The sequence below is a fragment of the Candidatus Nitrosopumilus sp. bin_32a genome, assembly GCF_054095935.1.
Genome location: NZ_JBSWSN010000004.1, coordinates 17,325 through 37,652, shown reverse-complemented (window position 1 = coordinate 37,652; position 20,328 = coordinate 17,325). Strand labels below are relative to the sequence as shown.

Sequence of the window (20,328 nt, the reverse complement as noted above, 5' to 3'; positions counted from 1 at the left end):
TTCCTTTTTTATGATCTTTCAGCTAACCATTTTCCTAATTCTGGTAGAACCTTTTTTTGTGATAGAGAACTAGCTATCATGCCCACATGACCTGTTGGATACATTCTCAATGTTTTATCTTCACTTCCTATGGCATAATGTAATGGCATACTGCATTCGGGGGAAACTAGATGATCTCCTACTGCAATTTGAGTAAATGTGGGCATGTCTATTTTTTTCAAATCAATGTGCTCTCCTCCAACATACATCTTATTTTGAATAAGCAAATTATCTTGATAGATGTCTTTAATCCATTGTTTGAATAGCTCTCCTGGGATTGGTGGGGTGTCGCCTAGCCATTTTTCTACTCTGAGGAAACTATCTACGTATTTTTTATTATCAATATTTTTGAAAAATTTCACATATTTTTCAATTCCTTGTTCGAATGGTTTGAGAACTGAGAAACAATAGTACATGAATTCTGGAGGCATATTGCCTATGGTGTCTACCATTTTATCCACATCCATATGTTTTGCAAGATTGCTGATTACAGTTGTATCTCTCCATCCGTCAATCACCGGAGCTGTGGCAATGTAATTTTTTACACTTTCTGGATGCAATGCTGTATATGCTGTAGCAATTGTTCCGCCTGTACAATATCCTTGAAGTGAAATTTTTTCTGTAGATGATTCATTTTTAATATGTTCTACGGAAGAATCCAAATATCCATTCACATAATCATCAAAATCTAAATATTTGTCCATACTTGTTGGCGTTCCCCAATCTAACATGTATACATCGAATCCTTGTAGGAGTAGATTTCTTACCCAGCTCTTTTCTGGTTGAATATCTAATATGTGATACCTGTTGATTAATGCATATGAAATCAATAATGGTGTTTTGTGTTGTTTATCTGTAAGTGGTCTATAATGTAACAATCTAGTTTTATCTAACTCCTGGACTGTATCGTGCGGTGTAACTTCCAAACTAATTTCATCAGGGGCTGATACTAATTTTGGTGCATCCATCACATTTTTACTAAATTTTAAAACTTCTTCAATTATTTTTGGATCTATTCTTGATTCATTATTCATTTTTAGTCATCTCTTTTTTCTTTAATGCTAATTCTAGTTTCCCTACTCTTTTTTTAAGTGAATGAAGTTCTTTGTACACTTCATCAATCTCTTCTTTGCTTGGAAGATTAGCTGATTGTAATATCACATTTGTAATGTTGTTCCAATGTTTAGTTAATTCTAGTTCTTTTGAAACTAGCTTTCCATAATTTTCTCCAAATTTTTTAGAATCAAATAATTCAGTAAAATCATTATCAAAAATGTCTATCCAAATTCTTTTGAAAGCTTCGATTTGTTCTACATCTTGTGGTACTTCAGGTGCTTTGAGATTGACTTTTTTTTGAGCATCTTCCCATGCCTCTGATAGCTGTTTGTAATATTCTGTAAGGTATTGATTAAATCCGATTAAATCTTCATTGATTTCAATTAATTCTGTAGTTACCTTCTTTGAATTAGATGCAAATGCCCTCATAGGTCCTGTGGATGTTAATGCCTGTGGTTTACTTGACATCAAATGCATGATGTCTGTCCAAAATAATGATAGATGCTTATAGTAATCAGTAATGTTTTTCGAGGAATCTTCTTGCATAGATGTCTCTAGTTTCAGATCGCAATAAATAGTTCGATTACTAAATTAGACTGACGGATAATGTCGATGATCTTGAAAAATCCGTCAAAAAATTGTGGCTTTAGGCCCAAAAATGCTTTCATTTGGGCTCATCCATAGTAGAGGCCATCTTACATCTGGTGGAATGAAGGGTATTACTGTCTCTTGAAGATCAAAAACAAGATGAATTGATGTTCATGGAACTTGCATTACGCGTTAGAATGAGGCATGAATTCGCTGATGAATTTGGCAAGGTGTATTTTTCAATGCCTCATCGAGATAAAGCCATTGTAATGAGTTTCCCACTGAGTAACGATGATGTATTGTTATTACCTTGTAAAAAGATGTCAATTTTGGTAGACCATCTTTCAAAGTTCTCAAAATTATAGAATATCTAAAAACATCTCCGATGAAAACTTTCTAATCATAACGATTTAATTGATTCTTTAAAATTTCTAATTATGGCTTTGGAACAATATGTTAGTTGGTTAGAAATTGATTCTTTAATTGACCGACTTTCTAATTTCATTTTAAATTCTAAAAGGACATTTTCTAGTATCTCTACCATAAGTCGAGGTGGACTGATCCCCTCTCGTTTATTGGCAGACCATTTGGGTATAGAAAAAATATTTGTTGATGAAGAAAATATTTCTTCTAATTCGATATTTGTTGATGATATTTTTGATTCTGGTAAGACTTTTGATAAAATTATTTCAAAATCTGATGATTCTTCAAAATTACTTTATGTTACATTATTTGCAAGACGGGGAAAAAAATTCCCGACTCAATTAATTTATGGTAAACAAACAGATGATGATGGATATGTTGTGTTTCCTTGGGATAAATTAGAGTTTGAAATGTCTAAAAAATAATTTATTTATTCGTCTACCTTTAGCATTTGTCTCAACCCTGCACATCTATTCCTAATCGTCACTTCTGTAATTCCTGATGCAATTGAGATGTCTTTTTGAGATTTGACTTCTCCTGTACTAATACATGCCAGGTAAAGTGCGGCCGCAGCTATTCCCATTGGGTCCTTTCCTGCCACTATGCCCATTTTTTTTGCTTGATTCAAAATTGCGATTGCTTTACGTTTGCTTTTCTCACCAAGCTGAGCAACACTTGCAATTCTAGAAACTCCTTTTACTGGATCAACTACGGGCATTTTCAATTCAAGTTCTCTAAAAATTAATCGATAACATCTTGCTACATCCTTTCTTCTAATGTTTATTCCCTTGGCGATATCATCTAATGTTCTAGGGGTTTCAGTATTCCTACATGATGCATAAAGACATGCTGCTACTAGTCCTTGAATGGAGCGACCTCTTACAAGTTTTTTTTCCATAGCTTTTCTGTAAATGTAAGCTGCTTTCTCAATTACTGCATCAGTTAATGCAAGTTTATCTTTTAATTTGTCCATTTCATTTAGTGCTTGTCTCAAATTTCTATCTGCAGAAGAATGTGCTTGACTTCTACTATCCCAAGTTCTCAGTCTTTCAATTGAACTTTTAACGCTTGCAGATAGTGGTTTTCCTGTTGCATCTTTATTTGCAGCACCGATCACTGTAGACAATCCCATATCGTGCATTGTCAATGATGTGCCAGCTCCTGTTCTGGCTTTACTCCCTTCATCGTTTGAGAATGAACGCCATTCAGCACCTGTATCTAAAATTTTATCTGTAATTACTAAACCACATTTACTGCAACATAATTCTCCCGTGTTTTGATCCGTGACCATTTTTTTATCTCCGCAAGATGGGCATTTTGGAGCACTCATCATTGTATTTTTAAGCATAATGTTAACAATTATCAAAATACCTTATTATCCATTTTACCAAATGTCTGAAGGTTAATTGTGTGTAGGTTGAGCTAACTCTTGTTCTACTATTATAGAATATGATCTGTTTTTTGAATTTAGCTTAGCAAACAATATGCATATGATGGTGTAAATGACGGATACATTATGTTGCTTTTTTCACTAACATGAGTCAATCCAACAGTGTGACCTAACTCATGAGTCATAATTGTTTCAACACTATTTACATCGTATAATTGAAAACTACCGTCGCAATTATAATCTCCTAATGTGACTTCTACCACTCCTTTTCCTAAATGTGCATGTCCTAACACTCCGTCTCCTATATTGCGAACTACCCATGTCACCCAAACATTTGCTTCATGTTTGAAATTGGTCACTTCAAATTTTATTTTTGCACTCTGATCGGATGTTGTCAATTCTTGTTTTTCCCAAAAATTAAAAGAATTTTTTAGTGTACTTACATGATCTAGCGGAAGCCCAGTTGGTTGTTCGTTAATGTATACTTTGTAATTAATTATGTAGACTCCATCTTCAATTTGATAAGTTGGGTCTGGAAATTTTCCCGAAGCTTGCTTTACTTCTTCTTCAAAATTCCATTTGATATAATCTCTGAGGAATTTTTTTATGACATCTTGACTTGGATTGGGAAATTCTATGTATCTTTTCTCTTTTGAAATATTATTTGAAATGTTTCTGAGATATTTTTCAAACAAGTAAAATTCATGATCTAATTCTTCTTGAGATTTTTGAGGCTGATTTTCAATATTGATTTCGATTATTCCATTTTCAATTAGATATTGAATGCCTGACACAAATGCCTCATCATCTAATTGTTTGTCTGCCCACCACCCTGCATTGTTTTTTACCCAATCTGGAATTTTTTCATTTGATTGATTAATCTTATCTACTGGTGGAATTTTGATGATTTTATTTTCTATTAAATATTTCAAGGCTGAATTGAACTCTGATTTTTCAATAATTCCTTCTGACCACCATTTTGCAATTGGTCTCACCCAATCTGGAATTGACGTTATTTCCGTTGTTTTTACTTGTTCGGGTTTTTCAGTTGGTGTGTATGGATATTTTGAGATTACTTTGTTGATGAATTTTTTATAGTTATTTATCACAACACTGTCTGGTTTTTCAATTAATGCTTTTTCAAAATATCTGATTGATTCTTGATATTCTCCTAAATTTCCAAAACCTACCCCCATACCTGTTAAAGAAATTACATCGTTTGGTTTGTATTGTAATACTTTGAAAAATTGTTTAAGTGAATTGGGGTGTTCATCAAGATTACTTTGAGCAATCCCCTTCATTTTTAGAGTTGAAATATTATTTGGAGCGATCTCTAATATGCTATCATAGATTGTAACAGCTTCTTTGTATTCTCCATTAACAAAATGCTCTTTAGCTAGATTGAACATCACTTCAGGATTATTTTCTGTTTGAGCAAATGCTGATTCACTGACAACTGCTAAACTAAATACAATTACAAATAAAAAATATAATATTTTCATCATTCCTTTTCATATGTTTATTTTGTTTATACTTTATTTCTAAATTATACTTTGTTTAGGCTCATTTTCTCATGAATGTTTTTGGTTGTTTGTATAATTTAGAAAATCTTTAATTCATTAATAATCACGTATTTTGTATTGACGACTATTGGTGCTGGAGAAATTATCTACGATTTACGGAAAAAAATTCAAGAAATCCAGGCAGATTTAAAACAATTGGGGGATCCCATATCTGATATTCCTGAAATGATTGATTCTGCAAATTTATTGCGCTCAAATGAATATCTTCTAAAATTAAATAAAAAGAAAACTGATTTGTTAGATGTTTATGCTCAATATTCTAAAGCCCTCGAAGAATTGCTGTCAACAGTATTTGATATACAAAAAGATCTCAAAGAAATTCTAAAAGAGCAATCTGCTCTAATTTCAAACTCACCAAGAAAACCATTAAAATCAAAATCTAAGAAAAAATAATGCTATTTTGACAAATGAATGATGTCTCCTGCAATAACTTTGTGAATTTTACTGTTGTCTGAGACAATCAGTGCACCATCCTCATCAATTTTTACTGCTTTTCCTTTAATTTTGGCATCTGTTGTATTCAATTCAACATTTTTCCCTATGGTTGATGATCTTAATGTCCATTCTGAAATTATTTTTTTTGTCTGTTTTGCATTAAGGGAATTGTAAATTTTTTCTAATTCTATCAAAAATGTTTGTACTAGTTGAATTGGTTTGATGCCTTGTTTCTGATCACTTAGGGATGACACTCCGTAAAAATTTGGTGTCCCTTTAAGTGATTTTTCAATTTGTTTTGCATTAACATTGAAATTTATCCCAACGCCTAAGACTAAATTTTCGATTCTGTTTGATTCTAATGATGCATCTACTAACATCCCAGCTACTTTCTTACCGTTAATTGTCAAATCATTTGGCCATTTTAATTCTGGTTTAATTGAAAATACTTTCTCAATTGCTATGGATAATGCAAGTGATGCTGCAATTGGAAATAATGTTGTAATTGAAATATCAAATTTTGGATGTAAAATTATTGAAAACCATATGCCTCCTTGAGGTGATAGCCATTTTCTTCCCTCTCTGCCCCGACCTCCTGTTTGTTTTGCTGCTATTATTATTGCTCCGTCATTTATAATATCTTCAGCCATTTTTAATGCTTGATTTTGGGTAGATTCAATCGAATCAAAATAATATGCCTGTCTTCCAATGATTTTTGTTTTTAAATTTGAAGTAATTTCCCAAGGGAGTAATAATTCTGAATTTGAAATTAATTTGTATCCTAATTTCTGTTTTGATTCTACATTATATCCTAATTCTTGAATTTTTTTTATGTGTTTCCAAACTGCAACTCTGCTGATTCTTAACACGTCACTCAAATCTTGACCTGACAGATATTCTGTATTATGAGTTTGTAAAAATGTCAACACTTTGACTAGTCCCGGATTGTCAAATGAATTATAAATCAACTATGGATTGTTCTTATCTCAAGTATAAAATACACACTAGAAACCAATATCAAAATCAAAACCACCATCATCCATACTCCCATCATCCATACTCCCATCACCCGTATCTGGCATGTTTTCTGGAGTCACATAATCTGACATTGCCATTCCCATCATGCTGAACATCATTGAAAACATCAGCATATCCATAATTCCAAAAAACATCATTGATGGAATGATTGACTTGTTATTTTCCATTTCTTGTTTTAATTTATCCCTGTCTCCTGTTTTGTATAATAATGACATTTGATTCCACTTTGTTTGTAATTCGTGAACTCTTTGATCTACTTCATTGGAGCCGTTATCTGTTACTGTAATTTCAATTTTTATTCCAAATAATCCTTTTTTTTCTTTCACTTGAATAAATCCCCGTTTTTCTAATTGTTCTAAAATTAAATTCAATTCCTCAGGCTCAATTTTTGTCATTTTTTGAATTTTTTCAAATTTTTTTATTCCATGTTTTATTGCTCCTAACACAATGAGATCTTTGGGCTCTGTCTCCATGCTCTTTATTTCATACAGCCTCTAAAAAATTCTTTGGGTTCTTTTGGAATTCAAAAATTATATTCTTCCTGAAATGATTATGTTTATGGAGCGAGACTCTTCTTCAGATCAGCAAATTCGTGAAATTCTTTCATTAAACAAAATAGCGGTAGTGGGCATGTCTAAAAATTCTTCTAAAGCTGCCCATTATGTCCCAAAATATCTCCTTGATAATGGATATGATGTCACCCCTGTGAACCCAACAACTGATGAAATATTGGGAAAAAAATGTTACAGCTCAATTTCTGAAATTAATGAAGAAATTGACATCATTGATGTTTTTAGACCCTCTGATCAAGCCATGTCTGTAATTCAAGAAGCAATTAAAAAAAAGCCTAAAGTGATTTGGCTCCAAGAGGGAATTCACAATTCTGAAGCTGAAGAATTAGCAAGACAATCGGGAATCAGAGTAGTTTTTAATCGATGCATGTTGGCAGAACACCAGAGATTGTCTCGATGACTGATTTTGAAAATTTTTATCATGATTTGTTGGAATTTGTTAAAAAATATGAAAATCAAACTGTTCCATTAAAAATAGAAAAAGATCTCGATAATGATGTTGTCAAAATATTTGGAGAAAAAATCACTTCTTTATCTAGGGCACAAAATGGTCTCAATGATGTGATTGAGCTAGCATATACGACTGCTGAACATCATCCATATTGGAATCTTCTATACAATTGCTCTGATATTGCAAATACTGTTTTAGAAAAATGGAAAGAGTCTCTTTCCGAAGAAGATTTCTCTGATATTGAATGGGCTATCAGAGAACTACGTGAAACATTGGAAAAAATAAAAAATAAAAAATCTCATAATTCCTAGGCAGAGATAAATATTCTGAATTGTTTATTATTACATGCCAATCAAGATTGGATTAATTGGTAAAACCAATACTGGAAAGACCACTTTTTTCAATTCTGCCACTCTGTCTTCTGAAGAAATTTCATCATACCCGTTTACCACGAAATCCCCTATATCTGGAGTTGCACATGCAATTACATTATGTGTTCATCCAGAATTTCAAATTCAGGACAATCCAAATAATTCAAAATGTCTTGATGGCTGGAGATACATTCCAATTGAGTTAATTGATTTACCTGGTCTGATCAAGGATGCTTGGAAGGGCAAAGGTCTTGGAAATCAGTTTTTATCAATAGCTGCACAATCTGATGTTCTTCTCCATGTAGTTGATGCATCCGGAGGAATTGACTCTACTGGTAGAATCACTGAAGTTGGATCTGGAGATCCTATATCTGATTTTGCAGATATTGAAGAAGAACTAATCATGTGGTATCATAAAATTCTAGAAGGTAATAGGGATAAAGTTTCTAAATTAATTAAAACTGGTACTGATGTTTCAGATGCTATAACTGATCTATATCGTGGAATTGGTGTAACTAAAATCCATGTTAAAGAAACGTTTCATGCTACTAATCTTGAAGAAAAAGAATTTGATGATTTTGATATGATTGATAGTAAAAAATTTGCGTCACATTTACGAAAAATTTCAAAGCCTACATTAATTGTTGCAAATAAAGTTGATGTTGAGGGTGCCGATAAGAATTTTGCACGCTTAAGAGAAAGATACAATGATTCTATAGTAATTCCAGTTAGTGGTGACAGTGAATTTGTTCTAAGACGTGCAGAACAAAAAGGATTGATAAAATACTCTCCTGGTTCTGAAACATTTGAAATTATAAAATCTGATGAACTAAATGAAAAACAAATCCACGCATTAAATTTTATCAAAAAAGGTATAATGGGAGAATACATGCGAACCGGCGTGCAATTTGCAATCAATGTTGCTGTTTTTAAACTGCTTAAAATGAATTCTATTTACCCTGTGGCTGATGAAAAGAATCTTGCTGATAAAAAAGGTAGGGTATTGCCAGATTTAATTTTACTAAAAGATGGAGCAACTATCAATGATCTTGCTAAAGAGATTCATTCTGATTTAACAAAAGGACTTCTTTATGGAAAAGATTTGAGATATAATTTGAGATTGCCTGTTGATTATCAATTGAGAGATAGAGATGTGGTGTCTCTAGTTAGTGCTGCAAAAAAGTGATTTAATCATTGAATTTCTTTCTTTAGTTTAGCCAAAACATTATTTGTCATTTTTAACAAACCATCTATTTTTGGGTCTCCTGCAAATGTTCTTGTCATGTATGCTGATTCCCAAAAGTGGACATAACCACTAGTATGTTATATTGTGTAACAACCAGTTAGTTGAGCCTAATACTGATCCTCAATATGGATAAATGATCTATCTGAAACCTTGAGATTTTTGAATATGTCTGGGTGTATGATTTTTGCCAAAATTTCAATACCTTCAACTGTTCGTATACTTGGTTTGCTGAAAAATGAATTTGCGTCTACTGCAAAAATTTGATTATTTTTAACTGCTTTGAGATTCTTCCACGAATTCTTATTTTTTAGAAATTTATCATACTCTCTGATGGTTCTCTGAGTATCAAAACCGCATGGCATCATGATGATTATGTCTGGGTTTGATTTGACAATCTCATTGATATTTAATCTTCTAGAGCGTTCTCCTGTTTTACTTATCATGTTTATTCCTCCTGCAATTTCAACCATTTCTGGAATCCAATGACCTGCAGTAAAAAATGGTTCAATCCATTCTATTGCAAGAACTTTGAGGTTGACACATTCGTTATTTTCTCTAATGTTTTCAATTCTTTTTGATAATGCATCTGTTATTTCTTTAGCCTTTTCTTCTTTTTCTAATATTTTACCTAGATCCACCACTGATTTAATAATCTCATTCATGTTGTGAGGATCCATCGAAAACAATATTGGTTTCTTTTGAAGGATCTGAACTGCTTTGTTGACCTGATTAGTGTATGCTGCACACACTTCACATGTTTCTTGCGAAATAATTAGATCTGGATTTGCATTTTTTAAATTTTTTTCATTTAATGTAAAAATATCTTTTCCTTTATTTAACAACTGACAAGTCATTGTATCGATTTCTTTGCTGGTTAGTTCTTCTGAATTTATCACTGAATTAATTACATGTGGCTTTAATGTTGCATCTTTTGGATATTTGCATTCATAAGTAACACCATATAGATTATCCTGCATTTCAAATTCATACAATAATTCAGTCGCACTAGGTAAAAAAGAGACAATTCTCTTCACTGTCATATTTTCAATTAGAAATTATCCCTTAAACATTATCCGTTGACAAATCATCAATTTTTATAATTAGGCAACTTAATAGGCATATTTTGGGCATGATTTTGTATGTCGTTTGACTCTCAAGACATTAGGCGTTCAATTTTGGCCAAATGGCATGAAACTCTTTCAAAACATGGGAATTTGTTCTCATCTGATTCTATTAGTGGTAGTAGCCCTCCATCTGTTTTTGTTGGTTCTCATAATTATCCTAAAGTGTTTGTGGGTCCGATGGTTCCTCCTGTCCATGGTGATACTAGTTTACTTGATAGCCCTGAACAATGGACAGGAAAATCATTAGAAGACATTGTAAATTTTAGATTAAACTTGGTTCGAGGAATTCAAAAAATTGCCGTTGATAAAACAGATGGACGTTATATTGAGAGTCTTCAAGAAGTGGCAATGTCTTCAAAACCTATTGATTCTGACTTGATATTTCAAACATCTACATCTTCGAATATCTCTTTAGATGGAGAAAGTGCACCATTTGGACCAACCGGAGAAATAAAATCTGCAAAATTTTATGGAAGCACTTCCGTAAAACCAATTGAAAAAATTTACTATGATAAAGATTTGAAAGCACAAGATGCTGTTTTAAATTTATATAATTCTGGAATCGAAATTTCAAAAATTCAAAAATGTTTTAGCATTGGGATGTTGGGACAAAAAAGAAAACTAGTTCCTACCAAATGGAGTATCACTGCAACTGACGATATTATTTGTAAATCCTTGACCGAAGAAGTTTTAGATTATGGCTTAATTGATTCTTGTAGGGTTTTCTCACACGAGCATTTAGGAAATATTTTCACTATAGTTCTATTTCCACATAGATGGATTTACGAAATGATTGAAGCTTGGTACTCTGATGGTGTATTGGGGTTTGGTTCTGATTACGAGGATGCACGTGGAATTGATCATCCGCCTGCAATAGCCGGTGCATATTTTGCAGCAAAATTAGGAGTTTTGGAATATTTGGTTAAAATGAAAATTCAGGCAGGAGTTATCATTCTACGAGAAATTAGACCAGAATACGCAATTCCAGTTGGCGTCTGGCAAGTTCGTGAAGGAATCCGTGAGGCTATGGAAAAAATGCCTTTGTTTGCCGATGATTTTAGTAATGCATTGTCTCTAGCATCTCAAAAAATGAGTATCAGCAAATCTGAATGGCTTGCTCATGGTAATATTTTAGGCTTGATCAGACAAAAAGTTCTGTCTGATTTTTTTTAATATGTTGCTTTTTTATAATACAAGAGATTAAATTCGTGATTTTATTGTTGACATTGAAAAGATGAGTGAAGAAACTACTGAAGACACTTTTTCAAAATATGGGTTTTATGATATTAGTGAATCTCTTGAATTAAACCTGCCAAATACTGAGATTAGAATTAAAAAAATTAGTGAAAATGTGTTTTCATATTCTAGAATAAATTCTGATGGCGACTCTGTTGAAAAAATAATTCCTACCAAGTCCTCTAAATTTCAAATTGAACTGTGTCCTATAAGGCCATTAAATTTTCCTGCAAAGCGAACAACTCATATGTATTTGGACCTTGACACATCTATCTTTTTATCTGATAATTCATCTGCTGATTTTTTCCTACGCTGTCCAATTGAAATAGGTGTATTTTTTGTACATGATGGCCATAAGGATTCTCTGGATTGTTTTACATGTGATCCTATAAATTCTAGATTTTGTCTTTACGGTTCTCCTGAATCTGGCACTTTGTGCAAATATGCAAAAAGCGACATAGTTGAATCATATGATGACTCTATTCCATTTGTTAATGCTGTTTTGAAGGTAAATCTACAAAATGAATTATTCAAAGGTCTCAGTGTTAGCAAAATTGTTTTTCCAATATCCGATAATTCTATTTACTACAAAGACTCAAAAGCAATAATTGATTCAATACGTGCCGTTATGAAGAAAAAACTCACCCTTGAAATAATTGATGTTACTTCTGAAAAAATTCAAACTGATTTTACGTTGTCTCCAATATATGAGAAAATTGAATCAGTAAAACATGTGGATATGGGTGTTGAATAATGGCCTTGGAATTTTTATCAAGTTTATCTGAGATTGAAATTACTGGCGGATTGACTCTTCTCTCCTTACTCATTGGGGGATTAATCATGGCAGTCGGTGTGATTGTTGCACGAACTGTTCGAGTTTTATTTACAAAATACTATGCCCCCAAATTGCCTCAGGATTCTGCAAAAAACTTTGGTAAACTTATTTATTTTGGAATCATAATTTTATCCTTTTTGATTTTTACATCTACTACTGGTGTTGATCTCTCTGGATTACTTGTTGCAGGAGGAATATTTGGCATTGTAATTGGGTTTGCAACTCAATCTGTCATATCTAATTTAATTTCAGGCATCTTCTTGATGATTGAAAAACCTGTAAAACAAGGTGATAAAATTGAGATTCTAGGTTCTGATGTTGCTGGAACTTTGCTTGATATTAGCACTTTTTCTGTTCGTGTTCAAAAATTTGATGGAACTATAATTCGAATTCCAAACGAATCTTTTTTCACATCTAATATTCGCTCATTGACCTCTACCCCAATAAGAAGATCTGAGGCTATGATTGGAATTGCATACAAAGAAGACATTGATGGTGCAATATCTGTTATGGATAAAGAAATTCGTAAATCTATGAAATTTGTTTTGATGTTACCTGCACCTGAATTCAGAATTAATGAGTTGGCTGATTCAAGCGTGAATATTGAAATTTTAGTTTGGCATCCTAGAGATGATTGGGGTCAAGTCGGTCCTGTTTTACTCAAAGTTGCTAAAAAGGCATTAGATGATAATGGAATCGAAATTCCATTCCCTCAACGTGTAATTTGGAATGCAAAAGAGTAAATTCTTTATTTTTTGATTTCAATATCTGAATTTATTTTAGATTCTCTTTTTTTCTTAATTAGACTAAACATAATCATTCCAACATTGATAATTGAAATGATTTCAATTAGATCAACCCCGTACAAGAACCAATCAATTACAGGGTGAACTCTGGAAACAATTCCTGCTTCCAACATGATATCTGCATTCCATATCATATGTGGAACTTGAATGAATTGTATAATTGCAATTAAAACTACACTCCCTAATATTTTATTTTCATACCATTGCCAAAATTTATTCCATGCATTCATGTCTTGAGTTATTTTTTTGTTCTATTAAACACCTTGAAAATTAGATTCACCTAATTAGACTGTCCTAATTATTTTAGGCGTGAGTTATGTTGGTATGAACTAATTAGTGTTGACTAAGTTTTATTTTTCAGCTTTAATGTTTTCTTTGCGCACCCAAATTGTTTTTCCTTTATGATCAATTAACTCAATATTCATTTCATTTAGTTTATCTCTTATTTTATCTGCATTTTCAAATTGCTTTTCTTTTCTTGCTTTTTCTCTATCGATGATCAATTTGTCAATTTCTTCTTTTTGACTATTTGTTATTTCTGGAATTTGCAATCCTAGGACTTCTAACATTCTTTTTAATTCTGTTCTTATTGTATCACTGTTGTCTTTTCCAAGTCTTTCTTCTGCAGCTAATCTGTTTGTTTCTTTTACTATTTGGAAAAATGCCGATAATGCTAGGTGCGTGTTAAAGTCACTATCTAATGCAGCGTCAAATTCCCTGCCTAGTTTGTTGACTAGATCATCGATTTCTTCACTGTTTTGATTATTTGCATGAATCAACTCATAATGACAAGTCTCTACCTGCCTCCATTTTATGAGATTCTCTTTTAGCATCTCTTCGGAATAATCAATAGGTTTGGAGTAATGTCCTGACAAACAGAATAATCTGATGACATTTGGCCCCCAGTTTTCTAAGACGTGTTTGATTGATTTTACATTTCCGATGGATTTTGACATTTTTTCACCATCTATTGTGACCATTCCAACATGCATCCAAATTTTAGCAAATTGAACACCTGTACAAGATTCGGATTGTGCGATTTCATTCTCGTGGTGTGGAAAAATAAGATCTCGCCCTCCTCCATGGATATCAAAATTCTCTCCTAGGTATTTTATGCTCATAGCTGAGCACTCTATGTGCCATCCTGGTCTCCCTTTGCCCCATGGACTATCCCATGTAGGTTCTGTGTCTGATAATTTCCAAACTGCAAAATCCAAAGGATCTTTTTTTTCTTCATCTATTTCAATTCTTGAACCTGATTGAAGCTCGTCTATTTTCTTTTTAGATAACTTCCCATATCCTGAAAATTTTGAAACTGAAAAATACACTCCGTTTTTTGAAGTGTATGCAATGTTTTTTTTAATTAATTTTCCAATAAATTTGATAATCTCCTCAATATGCTCAGTTGCTTTTGGATAGTTTGTTGCACGTTTAACGTTTAATCCATCAAAATCTACAAAGTAATTTTTAATATATTTACTACTAATTTCATCAGCTGTTTTATTCTCGGCATTTGCCCGATTTATGATTTTATCATCTACATCTGTAAAATTTTGAATAAACTCAATTTTAATTCCTTTATTTTCTAGATATTTTCTCAGTACGTCAAAAACTATGATTGTTCTTGCATGACCTATATGTGATTCATCATAAACTGTGACTCCACAAAGATAAATTTTGACCTTTTTTGAGATATCTACCTCTTGTTCTACTTTGGATAATGTGTCTAATAGTTTCATCTTATTCTCTATATGGTTTCTGAGGCAATGATCTTTTATGTTCGCTGTTTATGTGTAATTGCTGAATCTTTTCTATTGTAATTTTATCTATTTTAGTTGTTTTTTCTATTTCTTCTATTGATTGTTTTTTTTCAATCATGCAATATAGAATGGAATCTATCTCTTCATACGATGTGCCTAACTCCTCTTCTGCCTCATGATCTTTCCAAAGATGAGGACTACTCTTCTTGGCAATGATGTTATCTGGAACTCCTAAATATTTTGCAATTTCTCTTACTTGTAGTTTATAGAGAGAAATAATCGGAGTAATATCTGATGCCCCATCTCCAAATTTTGTGAAATACCCTACGTTGTATTCACTTTTATCACTTGATCCTAAAACAAGATAATTTTTGGCATTTGCATAATAGTACAGCATATTTGTTCTAACTCTAGCTCGAAGATTACCTTTAGCTTTTTGATTTGGTTCTAAATACATTGAATATTCATTTATGATTGGTTTGATGTCAATTAACTTGTATTCTATCCCAGTTAATGCAATCATTTTGAGTCCATCTTCTGTTTCTGATTTTGGCGTAATTGATGTATCTGGCATAATTAATGCAAGTGTTTTGTCTTTTAGTTTTCTTTTACAAATGTAAGCTATCACTGCTGAGTCTATCCCCCCACTTAATCCAAAAATGACTCCATTAGTATGATTTTTTTCTATCTGATCGGATACAAATTTCTCAATTGTTTCAGTAATTGCAGAGTAATCTTGGTCTGTGATTTCGTTTACGATGTCTTGATTCAACAACTAGTTTGCAGAATACATGTGAATAAAACTTATTCCCAATACTAAATCTAGATTAGTTCATTTTGAACACACAAACTACGCATATTTTAAACAATTTTTTTTACAACGACTAATTTTTAAAAGCCCTCAGGTGACTTGTCGAATTAGTTCAGGACTCCTGAAAATTTAACAATGAAACTTTATTCTATACTTGAAATTTAACCCTAAAATATAATTTCTCATAAATCCCTGCTGAGATCAATCACTTGAACTCATTTTAGTTGTGTAACTAGGATCGTCTTTTACTGCTTCTCTGGTTCTTTTATCTATTGCAATAATGTATGAATATCTACAACCTTGAGAACAAAACTTTGTATCTCCTCGTCAAATGATTTGCCACAATGAGCACAAATTGATCTCAGATTGACATATGACCACAAATAGCCATAATTAAAATATTGGATAGTCACAAACTGGGAAATCTGTTGTAATCATCAATCTATTGATTGCAGAATTGTCTGCGGTTGGATTGATTTTTTACTTGACTTTGTCTTTTTTGGATTGCTCTTTGAATTTTTTCATCAACTTGTCTGTCTTGATTTTTAATTCAAGTAACATTTCTTGCATTGTTTCCTTGTAATCTTGTCCAGAATCTTTCGTCAAAATACACTCATTCCAAATTATTTTCTAGTACAACTGTTCGCCTTTTTCCCATGACAAATCAAATAAAGAATCCATCATGTCAACTAATGTTTCAGAATCAGACCACCAAGCAAAAACCTGTCTTGTTGGATGATTTGCATTTCTCATAAAAATTAACACTTCTTTTTTGTCATTTATTACAAAACATTTGTTTTCAGAGTTTGAGGATATTGCTTTGATTGAATTAGAATTTATCTCAGATAGAAATTCAGGAGTTTTATTTAATGGTGAAACTACAATGTGGCATTCTGATGGTGATGTTTCAATCCAATCAAATACGTCTGAATGATACATTCGAAGTAAATCTGAAACACTGCCATAGATTTTGATTTCTTCAGAACTAGTTCCAACCATGTCTTTGATTTTGTTTGTAATCGGACCTGTTCCATGAAGCAATTGCATTTTTTCTGATTTTGATTCATCCGTTTCTACTGCAAAAAATGGAATTTCTTTCCACATCTCTGAAAGTGATTCTTCCTTGTTTGCAAGAACATCTATTCTCTCTTGTTCTTGTTTGACTAGTGTAGAGACTGCCTTTTTCATATCCATTGCAGTGTATCTTGTAGGGTGTACCAATTCTGCAACAACCAACCCCAAGTTTTGAAGAGAATTAACTAGATGATATGTTTCAGTTCTAGGCAATTGCAGTGCTTTTGATATGTCAGATGCAGTCTTTGATCCATACTTTCCAAGATAGATGAACACCTTTGCTTGACTTTTAGTTAGACCAAAATTAATTAGTTCATCGCGGATTTTCTCAAGAGTAAGTTTATGCTTGTACATTGCAGTATCTGATTCATTATCAAATAGGGATATGGATTGTACTTCAGTCATTGCTAATTACCGTAGTTTGTTGATAGTTATAGGAAGAAAGGAAATTTTTGTTGTAAATTGGTTCTGTTTTGGAAAAAATGTATCAAAATCGCTGTTAAAAATAACCCTTTGAAAAGAGGGGTTTTGATAAAAGAACAATATTGCGATCAAAAATTGATCGTATTTAACTCTTAACTATTGATAAAAAAAACTGTAACAAAATGAAATTACATATTGTTATTTACAAATTATTTCTATTTGATTTATGTACAGACAGTTAGAAACTAGCCTCGAAATAGAAGATTTACAAAAGATGACTATAGAAATTTTGTTAAAAATCAAACATAGTTCAATAAGATAAAAATTTCACATATTGTTTGTTCATTTGAACAAACATTTCTAGAATCTCAAATTTCAGTTAAATATAGTATGAAAATAATATTTTTCATGTCATTTAAAATAAAATACAAATTCAAAAATGATAAAAAATATCATATTTGCATTCTTACATACGAGCAATACAAAAATTTCAAAATATTGCCAATAGTCAATGAATGTGATATAATTAAGAAAACTCAGAAAAACACTGAAGCATACAAAAAAGAAATGCAAAAAGCATTAAATTTGGCATCTCAGGAATCCCTCAAATCACATATTCGTAAATTATCTGAAAACGCATAGTTGTTGTATTAAAAGCCATAATTTTGTGATGTGTTTTTTGCCATAAACTGCTTATTGTTGAATTGAAATTCCCCTTCAAGATTCTTGTAAATTACGAACAAAAAACTAGCTTTTGTATAATATAAAGCGGTGTGAACATTAGTTGAACACACAATATTCCTTATACTGATTCTGTATAGTAATATTACAGATAAAATCTGTGCCCAACATAACCCATACCTAGCAGGAGGAGGAACTTTGTCCCTTCTCCTTGCATTTAATTTTCTAAGATCTTAAACAATGTGAATGCTATGTCTTCCTCATGATAATTCAAAATTAATTCATGAATGCCAATTTGGGAATCTTCTGTAATCTGAATCAATGTTTGAAAATTACCTTTCTTTGTGGCAAATATGTTGATTTCTTCTTGAACTCCGTTTGGTTTTATCATTGTGATGTTTACATTTTCTCCTCTAGAATAATCTGCAATATGGCCGACAATTCTGATTTGTTGAGGATCATATTTTGATTTGGGTTGTTGAAATTCTTCTGTATCTACTGCAATGTGTGATGTTTCTTTAGATTCTTCTGATAGTGAAGACTGTGTGATGCCTATCGCTAAGATTCCTACTAAAATTGAGAATATTATTTTCTTTTTCAACGTTATAGATTGTTTTTTAACAATAAAAGATGGGTGCGAATATCCAATTTTTAGAAATTAGTCTTTTTTGTATTCTCAAAATATTACGCAGTCAACGCCTGATATTGTGTGGTATTTTTTCAAATTTACAGGTCTTTTTCTAACTAAATGTCAATGTAGATTCCGTCATCTCTGGCTTGTACTGGATATGTTTCAAGTTTCACATCTTTGAGATAGTCTGTCAGTTCTCCTGTCTTGATGTTGTAATGCCAAAAATGCAGTGGACATTCTACAATGTCTCCATCTAATTTACCTGGTGCAATTGATCCGTCTTGGTGAACACAAAGATCATCCATTGCATGGTATCCTCCTTGGTTGAAAACTGCAATTTGTTTACCGTCTATTTTGAAAGCTTTGCCTTTGCCTGCCTCTACTGCTCCTTTGTCTGCAATTTTCTTCCAAGTCAATAAATTTCTGATATCTTTGTCATTTATTTACATTCGCATGATAGAGTCATATATCCCTCAAGTTGAGTGTGTTTGTTGAGTAAAGTAAAATCCAGTCCAAAATTAATCAAAGAAGGTAAACTATCTTATGAATGGGCTCGATCTCATATGCAAATTCTTGATAATACAATTAATCGATATAAAAAATTAAAACCTCTAAAGGGAATCACACTTGGGTTCTGTCTTCACATTACCAAAGAGACATCTGTTTTATTGATGGGTGCTAAAGAATTGGGAGCTACAGTTGCATGTTGTGGTGGAAACCCTCTCACTACTCAAGACAACATTGCTGCATTTTTGGCATCTCAGGGAATTCACGTTTATTCATGGCATGGGCAATCAGTCAAAGACTATGATTGGTGTATTGATCAAGTCCTAAAACACAAACCAACTATTCTTACCGATGATGGTGCTGATATGAACATCAAAGCACATTTTGATAAACGATTTAAAGACTTGGAAATACTTGGAGCGACTGAAGAAACAACAGCTGGTGTTACTAGAATTAGAGCTGTGGAAAATCAAGGGAAATTACGTTATCCTGTAATCTTAGTTAATGAGGCATACACAAAACATATGTTTGATAATCGATATGGGACTGGCCAAAGTACCATCGATGGGTATCTTCGTGCAATGAATCTTCTGATGGCCTCAAAACGTGTTGTAGTTGTTGGTTATGGATGGGTAGGTCGTGGTGTCGCATCTAGATTTAATGGAATGGGCTCTAAAGTTATTGTAACTGAAGTTGATCCTATTAAAGCTCTTGAAGCTCACATGGATGGATTTGAAGTAATGCCTATGAGTGAAGCTGCAAAGATTGGTGATATGTTTGTCACATGTACTGGTATGACTAGTGTGATTAGAAAAGAACACATTCTGAAAATGAAATCAGGTGCAATTATGGGTAATGTTGGTCACTTTGATGTTGAAATTGACAGTAAATTTTTGTTAAAATCTTCCAAATCTGTTAAAGAGGTGCGACCAAATCTTGATGAATGCACTTTGAGTAATGGAAAAATAGTATATCTTATTGGGCAAGGTCGTCTTGCAAACTTGGTTGCAGCGGAAGGACATCCTCCTGAAGTTATGGCGCAATCGTTTTCAAATCAAATACTTTCTGTTTTGTATATTCTTAAAAATCATAAAAAGATGGAAAACAAAATTATCGATGTCCCTGAGGAAATTGATCAACAAATTGCAGTTGATGCACTAAGTGCAATGGATGTTAAAATTGATAAATTAACTCCTGAACAAGTAAAGTATGCAAACAACTGGTAAACTTCTTAACCTCAATCACGCC

25 protein-coding genes are annotated in these 20,328 nt (G+C 32.4%); 11 read left to right on the top strand and 14 right to left on the bottom strand.

What is annotated here, in order from left to right; genetic code table 11:
- Window positions 1-8 precede the first annotated feature (8 nt).
- Together phaC and ACW9XH_RS04005 are read right to left on the bottom strand one after the other, a co-directional pair.
- The gene (gene phaC / locus ACW9XH_RS04010) at window positions 9-1,073 is read right to left on the bottom strand and encodes a class III poly(R)-hydroxyalkanoic acid synthase subunit PhaC (protein ID WP_457759358.1); all 1,065 of its coding nucleotides are present in this window, start codon (window positions 1,071-1,073) and stop codon (window positions 9-11) included.
- Window positions 1,066-1,641: a poly(R)-hydroxyalkanoic acid synthase subunit PhaE gene (locus tag ACW9XH_RS04005; protein ID WP_457759357.1), complete on the bottom strand. Its 576-nt coding sequence runs from the start codon at window positions 1,639-1,641 to the stop codon at window positions 1,066-1,068. The genes phaC and ACW9XH_RS04005 overlap by 8 nt, the downstream gene beginning before the upstream one ends.
- Window positions 1,642-1,856: 215 nt before the next feature.
- Here ACW9XH_RS04005 and ACW9XH_RS04000 point away from each other — a divergent pair, with 215 nt between their 5' ends.
- Window positions 1,857-2,048, top strand: coding sequence for a hypothetical protein (locus tag ACW9XH_RS04000; RefSeq protein ID WP_457759356.1), 192 nt, complete (start codon window positions 1,857-1,859; stop codon window positions 2,046-2,048).
- Window positions 2,049-2,120: 72 nt separating this feature from the next.
- The gene (locus ACW9XH_RS03995) at window positions 2,121-2,531 is read left to right on the top strand and encodes a phosphoribosyltransferase (protein ID WP_457759355.1); all 411 of its coding nucleotides are present in this window, start codon (window positions 2,121-2,123) and stop codon (window positions 2,529-2,531) included.
- Between the two features lie 5 nt (window positions 2,532-2,536).
- Here the strand turns inward: ACW9XH_RS03995 and ACW9XH_RS03990 are convergent, their stop codons facing one another.
- Window positions 2,537-3,454, bottom strand: a complete 918-nt coding sequence (locus tag ACW9XH_RS03990) for a transcription initiation factor IIB (protein ID WP_457759354.1) — start codon at window positions 3,452-3,454, stop codon at window positions 2,537-2,539.
- Window positions 3,455-3,573: 119 nt separating this feature from the next.
- Window positions 3,574-4,998: a M57 family metalloprotease gene (locus ACW9XH_RS03985; RefSeq protein WP_457759353.1), complete on the bottom strand. Its 1,425-nt coding sequence runs from the start codon at window positions 4,996-4,998 to the stop codon at window positions 3,574-3,576.
- A gap of 138 nt (window positions 4,999-5,136) precedes the next feature.
- Here ACW9XH_RS03985 and ACW9XH_RS03980 point away from each other — a divergent pair, with 138 nt between their 5' ends.
- Window positions 5,137-5,472, top strand: coding sequence for a hypothetical protein (locus ACW9XH_RS03980; protein WP_457759352.1), 336 nt, complete (start codon window positions 5,137-5,139; stop codon window positions 5,470-5,472).
- A 2-nt stretch (window positions 5,473-5,474) separates the two neighbouring features.
- Here the strand turns inward: ACW9XH_RS03980 and ACW9XH_RS03975 are convergent, their stop codons facing one another.
- Window positions 5,475-6,482: a biotin--[acetyl-CoA-carboxylase] ligase gene (locus tag ACW9XH_RS03975; protein ID WP_457759351.1), complete on the bottom strand. Its 1,008-nt coding sequence runs from the start codon at window positions 6,480-6,482 to the stop codon at window positions 5,475-5,477.
- A gap of 36 nt (window positions 6,483-6,518) precedes the next feature.
- Complete coding sequence (locus ACW9XH_RS03970) at window positions 6,519-7,025, bottom strand: hypothetical protein (RefSeq protein ID WP_457759350.1); 507 nt, start codon at window positions 7,023-7,025, stop codon at window positions 6,519-6,521.
- An 85-nt stretch (window positions 7,026-7,110) separates the two neighbouring features.
- Between ACW9XH_RS03970 and ACW9XH_RS03965 the strand changes: the two genes are divergently transcribed.
- From ACW9XH_RS03965 to ACW9XH_RS03955, 3 genes are read left to right on the top strand one after another with little or no spacing between them, the layout of a single operon-like run.
- Window positions 7,111-7,524, top strand: a complete 414-nt coding sequence (locus tag ACW9XH_RS03965) for a CoA-binding protein (RefSeq protein ID WP_457759349.1) — start codon at window positions 7,111-7,113, stop codon at window positions 7,522-7,524.
- Window positions 7,521-7,886, top strand: coding sequence for a hypothetical protein (locus tag ACW9XH_RS03960; protein ID WP_457759348.1), 366 nt, complete (start codon window positions 7,521-7,523; stop codon window positions 7,884-7,886). The genes ACW9XH_RS03965 and ACW9XH_RS03960 overlap by 4 nt, the downstream gene beginning before the upstream one ends.
- A 34-nt stretch (window positions 7,887-7,920) precedes the next feature.
- Complete coding sequence (locus ACW9XH_RS03955; RefSeq protein ID WP_457759347.1) at window positions 7,921-9,132, top strand: redox-regulated ATPase YchF; 1,212 nt, start codon at window positions 7,921-7,923, stop codon at window positions 9,130-9,132.
- Window positions 9,133-9,299: 167 nt separating this feature from the next.
- Here the strand turns inward: ACW9XH_RS03955 and ACW9XH_RS03950 are convergent, their stop codons facing one another.
- Window positions 9,300-10,232: a cobalamin-binding protein gene (locus tag ACW9XH_RS03950; protein WP_457759346.1), complete on the bottom strand. Its 933-nt coding sequence runs from the start codon at window positions 10,230-10,232 to the stop codon at window positions 9,300-9,302.
- Between the two features lie 99 nt (window positions 10,233-10,331).
- Here ACW9XH_RS03950 and ACW9XH_RS03945 point away from each other — a divergent pair, with 99 nt between their 5' ends.
- From ACW9XH_RS03945 to ACW9XH_RS03935, 3 genes are all read left to right on the top strand, one after another.
- On the top strand, window positions 10,332-11,489 hold the full coding sequence (locus ACW9XH_RS03945) for a hypothetical protein (protein ID WP_457759345.1): 1,158 nt from the start codon (window positions 10,332-10,334) through the stop codon (window positions 11,487-11,489).
- Window positions 11,490-11,550: 61 nt separating this feature from the next.
- Window positions 11,551-12,306, top strand: coding sequence for a DUF432 domain-containing protein (locus ACW9XH_RS03940; RefSeq protein WP_457759344.1), 756 nt, complete (start codon window positions 11,551-11,553; stop codon window positions 12,304-12,306).
- Entirely contained in the window at window positions 12,306-13,130 is an 825-nt protein-coding gene (locus tag ACW9XH_RS03935; RefSeq protein WP_457759343.1) for a mechanosensitive ion channel family protein, read from the top strand. The genes ACW9XH_RS03940 and ACW9XH_RS03935 overlap by 1 nt, the downstream gene beginning before the upstream one ends.
- A 5-nt stretch (window positions 13,131-13,135) precedes the next feature.
- Here ACW9XH_RS03935 and ACW9XH_RS03930 read toward each other — a convergent pair whose 3' ends face one another.
- The 5 genes from ACW9XH_RS03930 to ACW9XH_RS03910 form a co-directional block, all read right to left on the bottom strand.
- The gene (locus ACW9XH_RS03930; protein WP_457759342.1) at window positions 13,136-13,423 is read right to left on the bottom strand and encodes a hypothetical protein; all 288 of its coding nucleotides are present in this window, start codon (window positions 13,421-13,423) and stop codon (window positions 13,136-13,138) included.
- A 120-nt stretch (window positions 13,424-13,543) separates the two neighbouring features.
- Window positions 13,544-14,932 carry a cysteine--tRNA ligase gene (cysS, locus tag ACW9XH_RS03925; protein WP_457759341.1) on the bottom strand — a complete coding sequence of 463 codons (1,389 nt, stop codon included), beginning with the start codon at window positions 14,930-14,932 and terminating at the stop codon, window positions 13,544-13,546.
- A gap of 1 nt (window position 14,933) precedes the next feature.
- Complete coding sequence (locus tag ACW9XH_RS03920) at window positions 14,934-15,725, bottom strand: NAD+ synthase (RefSeq protein ID WP_457759340.1); 792 nt, start codon at window positions 15,723-15,725, stop codon at window positions 14,934-14,936.
- A gap of 519 nt (window positions 15,726-16,244) precedes the next feature.
- A complete protein-coding gene (locus tag ACW9XH_RS03915; protein ID WP_457759339.1) occupies window positions 16,245-16,370 on the bottom strand; it encodes a hypothetical protein in 126 nt (41 codons plus the stop codon).
- A 24-nt stretch (window positions 16,371-16,394) separates the two neighbouring features.
- On the bottom strand, window positions 16,395-17,243 hold the full coding sequence (locus ACW9XH_RS03910; protein WP_457759338.1) for a TrmB family transcriptional regulator: 849 nt from the start codon (window positions 17,241-17,243) through the stop codon (window positions 16,395-16,397).
- Window positions 17,244-17,669: 426 nt separating this feature from the next.
- On the opposite strand from ACW9XH_RS03910, the gene ACW9XH_RS03905 reads away from it, so the two are divergent.
- Window positions 17,670-17,903 carry a hypothetical protein gene (locus ACW9XH_RS03905; RefSeq protein WP_457759337.1) on the top strand — a complete coding sequence of 78 codons (234 nt, stop codon included), beginning with the start codon at window positions 17,670-17,672 and terminating at the stop codon, window positions 17,901-17,903.
- 256 nt (window positions 17,904-18,159) lie between these two features.
- Here ACW9XH_RS03905 and ACW9XH_RS03900 read toward each other — a convergent pair whose 3' ends face one another.
- Both ACW9XH_RS03900 and ACW9XH_RS03895 read right to left on the bottom strand, forming a co-directional pair.
- A complete protein-coding gene (locus tag ACW9XH_RS03900) occupies window positions 18,160-18,543 on the bottom strand; it encodes a hypothetical protein (protein ID WP_457759336.1) in 384 nt (127 codons plus the stop codon).
- Window positions 18,544-18,686: 143 nt separating this feature from the next.
- Window positions 18,687-18,989 (bottom strand): Rieske (2Fe-2S) protein, encoded by a 303-nt coding sequence (locus ACW9XH_RS03895; protein WP_457759335.1) that lies wholly within the window; start codon window positions 18,987-18,989, stop codon window positions 18,687-18,689.
- A 75-nt stretch (window positions 18,990-19,064) separates the two neighbouring features.
- On the opposite strand from ACW9XH_RS03895, the gene ACW9XH_RS03890 reads away from it, so the two are divergent.
- Complete coding sequence (locus tag ACW9XH_RS03890; protein ID WP_457759334.1) at window positions 19,065-20,306, top strand: adenosylhomocysteinase; 1,242 nt, start codon at window positions 19,065-19,067, stop codon at window positions 20,304-20,306.
- Window positions 20,307-20,328 lie beyond the last annotated feature (22 nt).

Excerpts from the sequence above, each read along its gene's own strand:
- phaC (WP_457759358.1), bottom strand. The coding sequence starts at position 1,073 with ATGAATAATGAATCAAGAATAGATCCAAAAATAATTGAAGAAGTTTTA.
- ACW9XH_RS04005 (WP_457759357.1), bottom strand. The coding sequence starts at position 1,641 with ATGCAAGAAGATTCCTCGAAAAACATTACTGATTACTATAAGCATCTA.
- ACW9XH_RS04000 (WP_457759356.1), top strand. The coding sequence starts at position 1,857 with ATGGAACTTGCATTACGCGTTAGAATGAGGCATGAATTCGCTGATGAA.
- ACW9XH_RS03995 (WP_457759355.1), top strand. The coding sequence starts at position 2,121 with ATGGCTTTGGAACAATATGTTAGTTGGTTAGAAATTGATTCTTTAATT.
- ACW9XH_RS03990 (WP_457759354.1), bottom strand. The coding sequence starts at position 3,454 with ATGCTTAAAAATACAATGATGAGTGCTCCAAAATGCCCATCTTGCGGA.
- ACW9XH_RS03985 (WP_457759353.1), bottom strand. The coding sequence starts at position 4,998 with ATGAAAATATTATATTTTTTATTTGTAATTGTATTTAGTTTAGCAGTT.
- ACW9XH_RS03970 (WP_457759350.1), bottom strand. The coding sequence starts at position 7,025 with ATGGAGACAGAGCCCAAAGATCTCATTGTGTTAGGAGCAATAAAACAT.
- ACW9XH_RS03965 (WP_457759349.1), top strand. The coding sequence starts at position 7,111 with ATGGAGCGAGACTCTTCTTCAGATCAGCAAATTCGTGAAATTCTTTCA.
- ACW9XH_RS03960 (WP_457759348.1), top strand. The coding sequence starts at position 7,521 with ATGACTGATTTTGAAAATTTTTATCATGATTTGTTGGAATTTGTTAAA.
- ACW9XH_RS03955 (WP_457759347.1), top strand. The coding sequence starts at position 7,921 with ATGCCAATCAAGATTGGATTAATTGGTAAAACCAATACTGGAAAGACC.
- ACW9XH_RS03950 (WP_457759346.1), bottom strand. The coding sequence starts at position 10,232 with ATGACAGTGAAGAGAATTGTCTCTTTTTTACCTAGTGCGACTGAATTA.
- ACW9XH_RS03945 (WP_457759345.1), top strand. The coding sequence starts at position 10,332 with ATGTCGTTTGACTCTCAAGACATTAGGCGTTCAATTTTGGCCAAATGG.
- ACW9XH_RS03940 (WP_457759344.1), top strand. The coding sequence starts at position 11,551 with ATGAGTGAAGAAACTACTGAAGACACTTTTTCAAAATATGGGTTTTAT.
- ACW9XH_RS03935 (WP_457759343.1), top strand. The coding sequence starts at position 12,306 with ATGGCCTTGGAATTTTTATCAAGTTTATCTGAGATTGAAATTACTGGC.
- ACW9XH_RS03930 (WP_457759342.1), bottom strand. The coding sequence starts at position 13,423 with ATGAATGCATGGAATAAATTTTGGCAATGGTATGAAAATAAAATATTA.
- cysS (WP_457759341.1), bottom strand. The coding sequence starts at position 14,932 with ATGAAACTATTAGACACATTATCCAAAGTAGAACAAGAGGTAGATATC.
- ACW9XH_RS03910 (WP_457759338.1), bottom strand. The coding sequence starts at position 17,243 with ATGACTGAAGTACAATCCATATCCCTATTTGATAATGAATCAGATACT.
- ACW9XH_RS03905 (WP_457759337.1), top strand. The coding sequence starts at position 17,670 with ATGTCATTTAAAATAAAATACAAATTCAAAAATGATAAAAAATATCAT.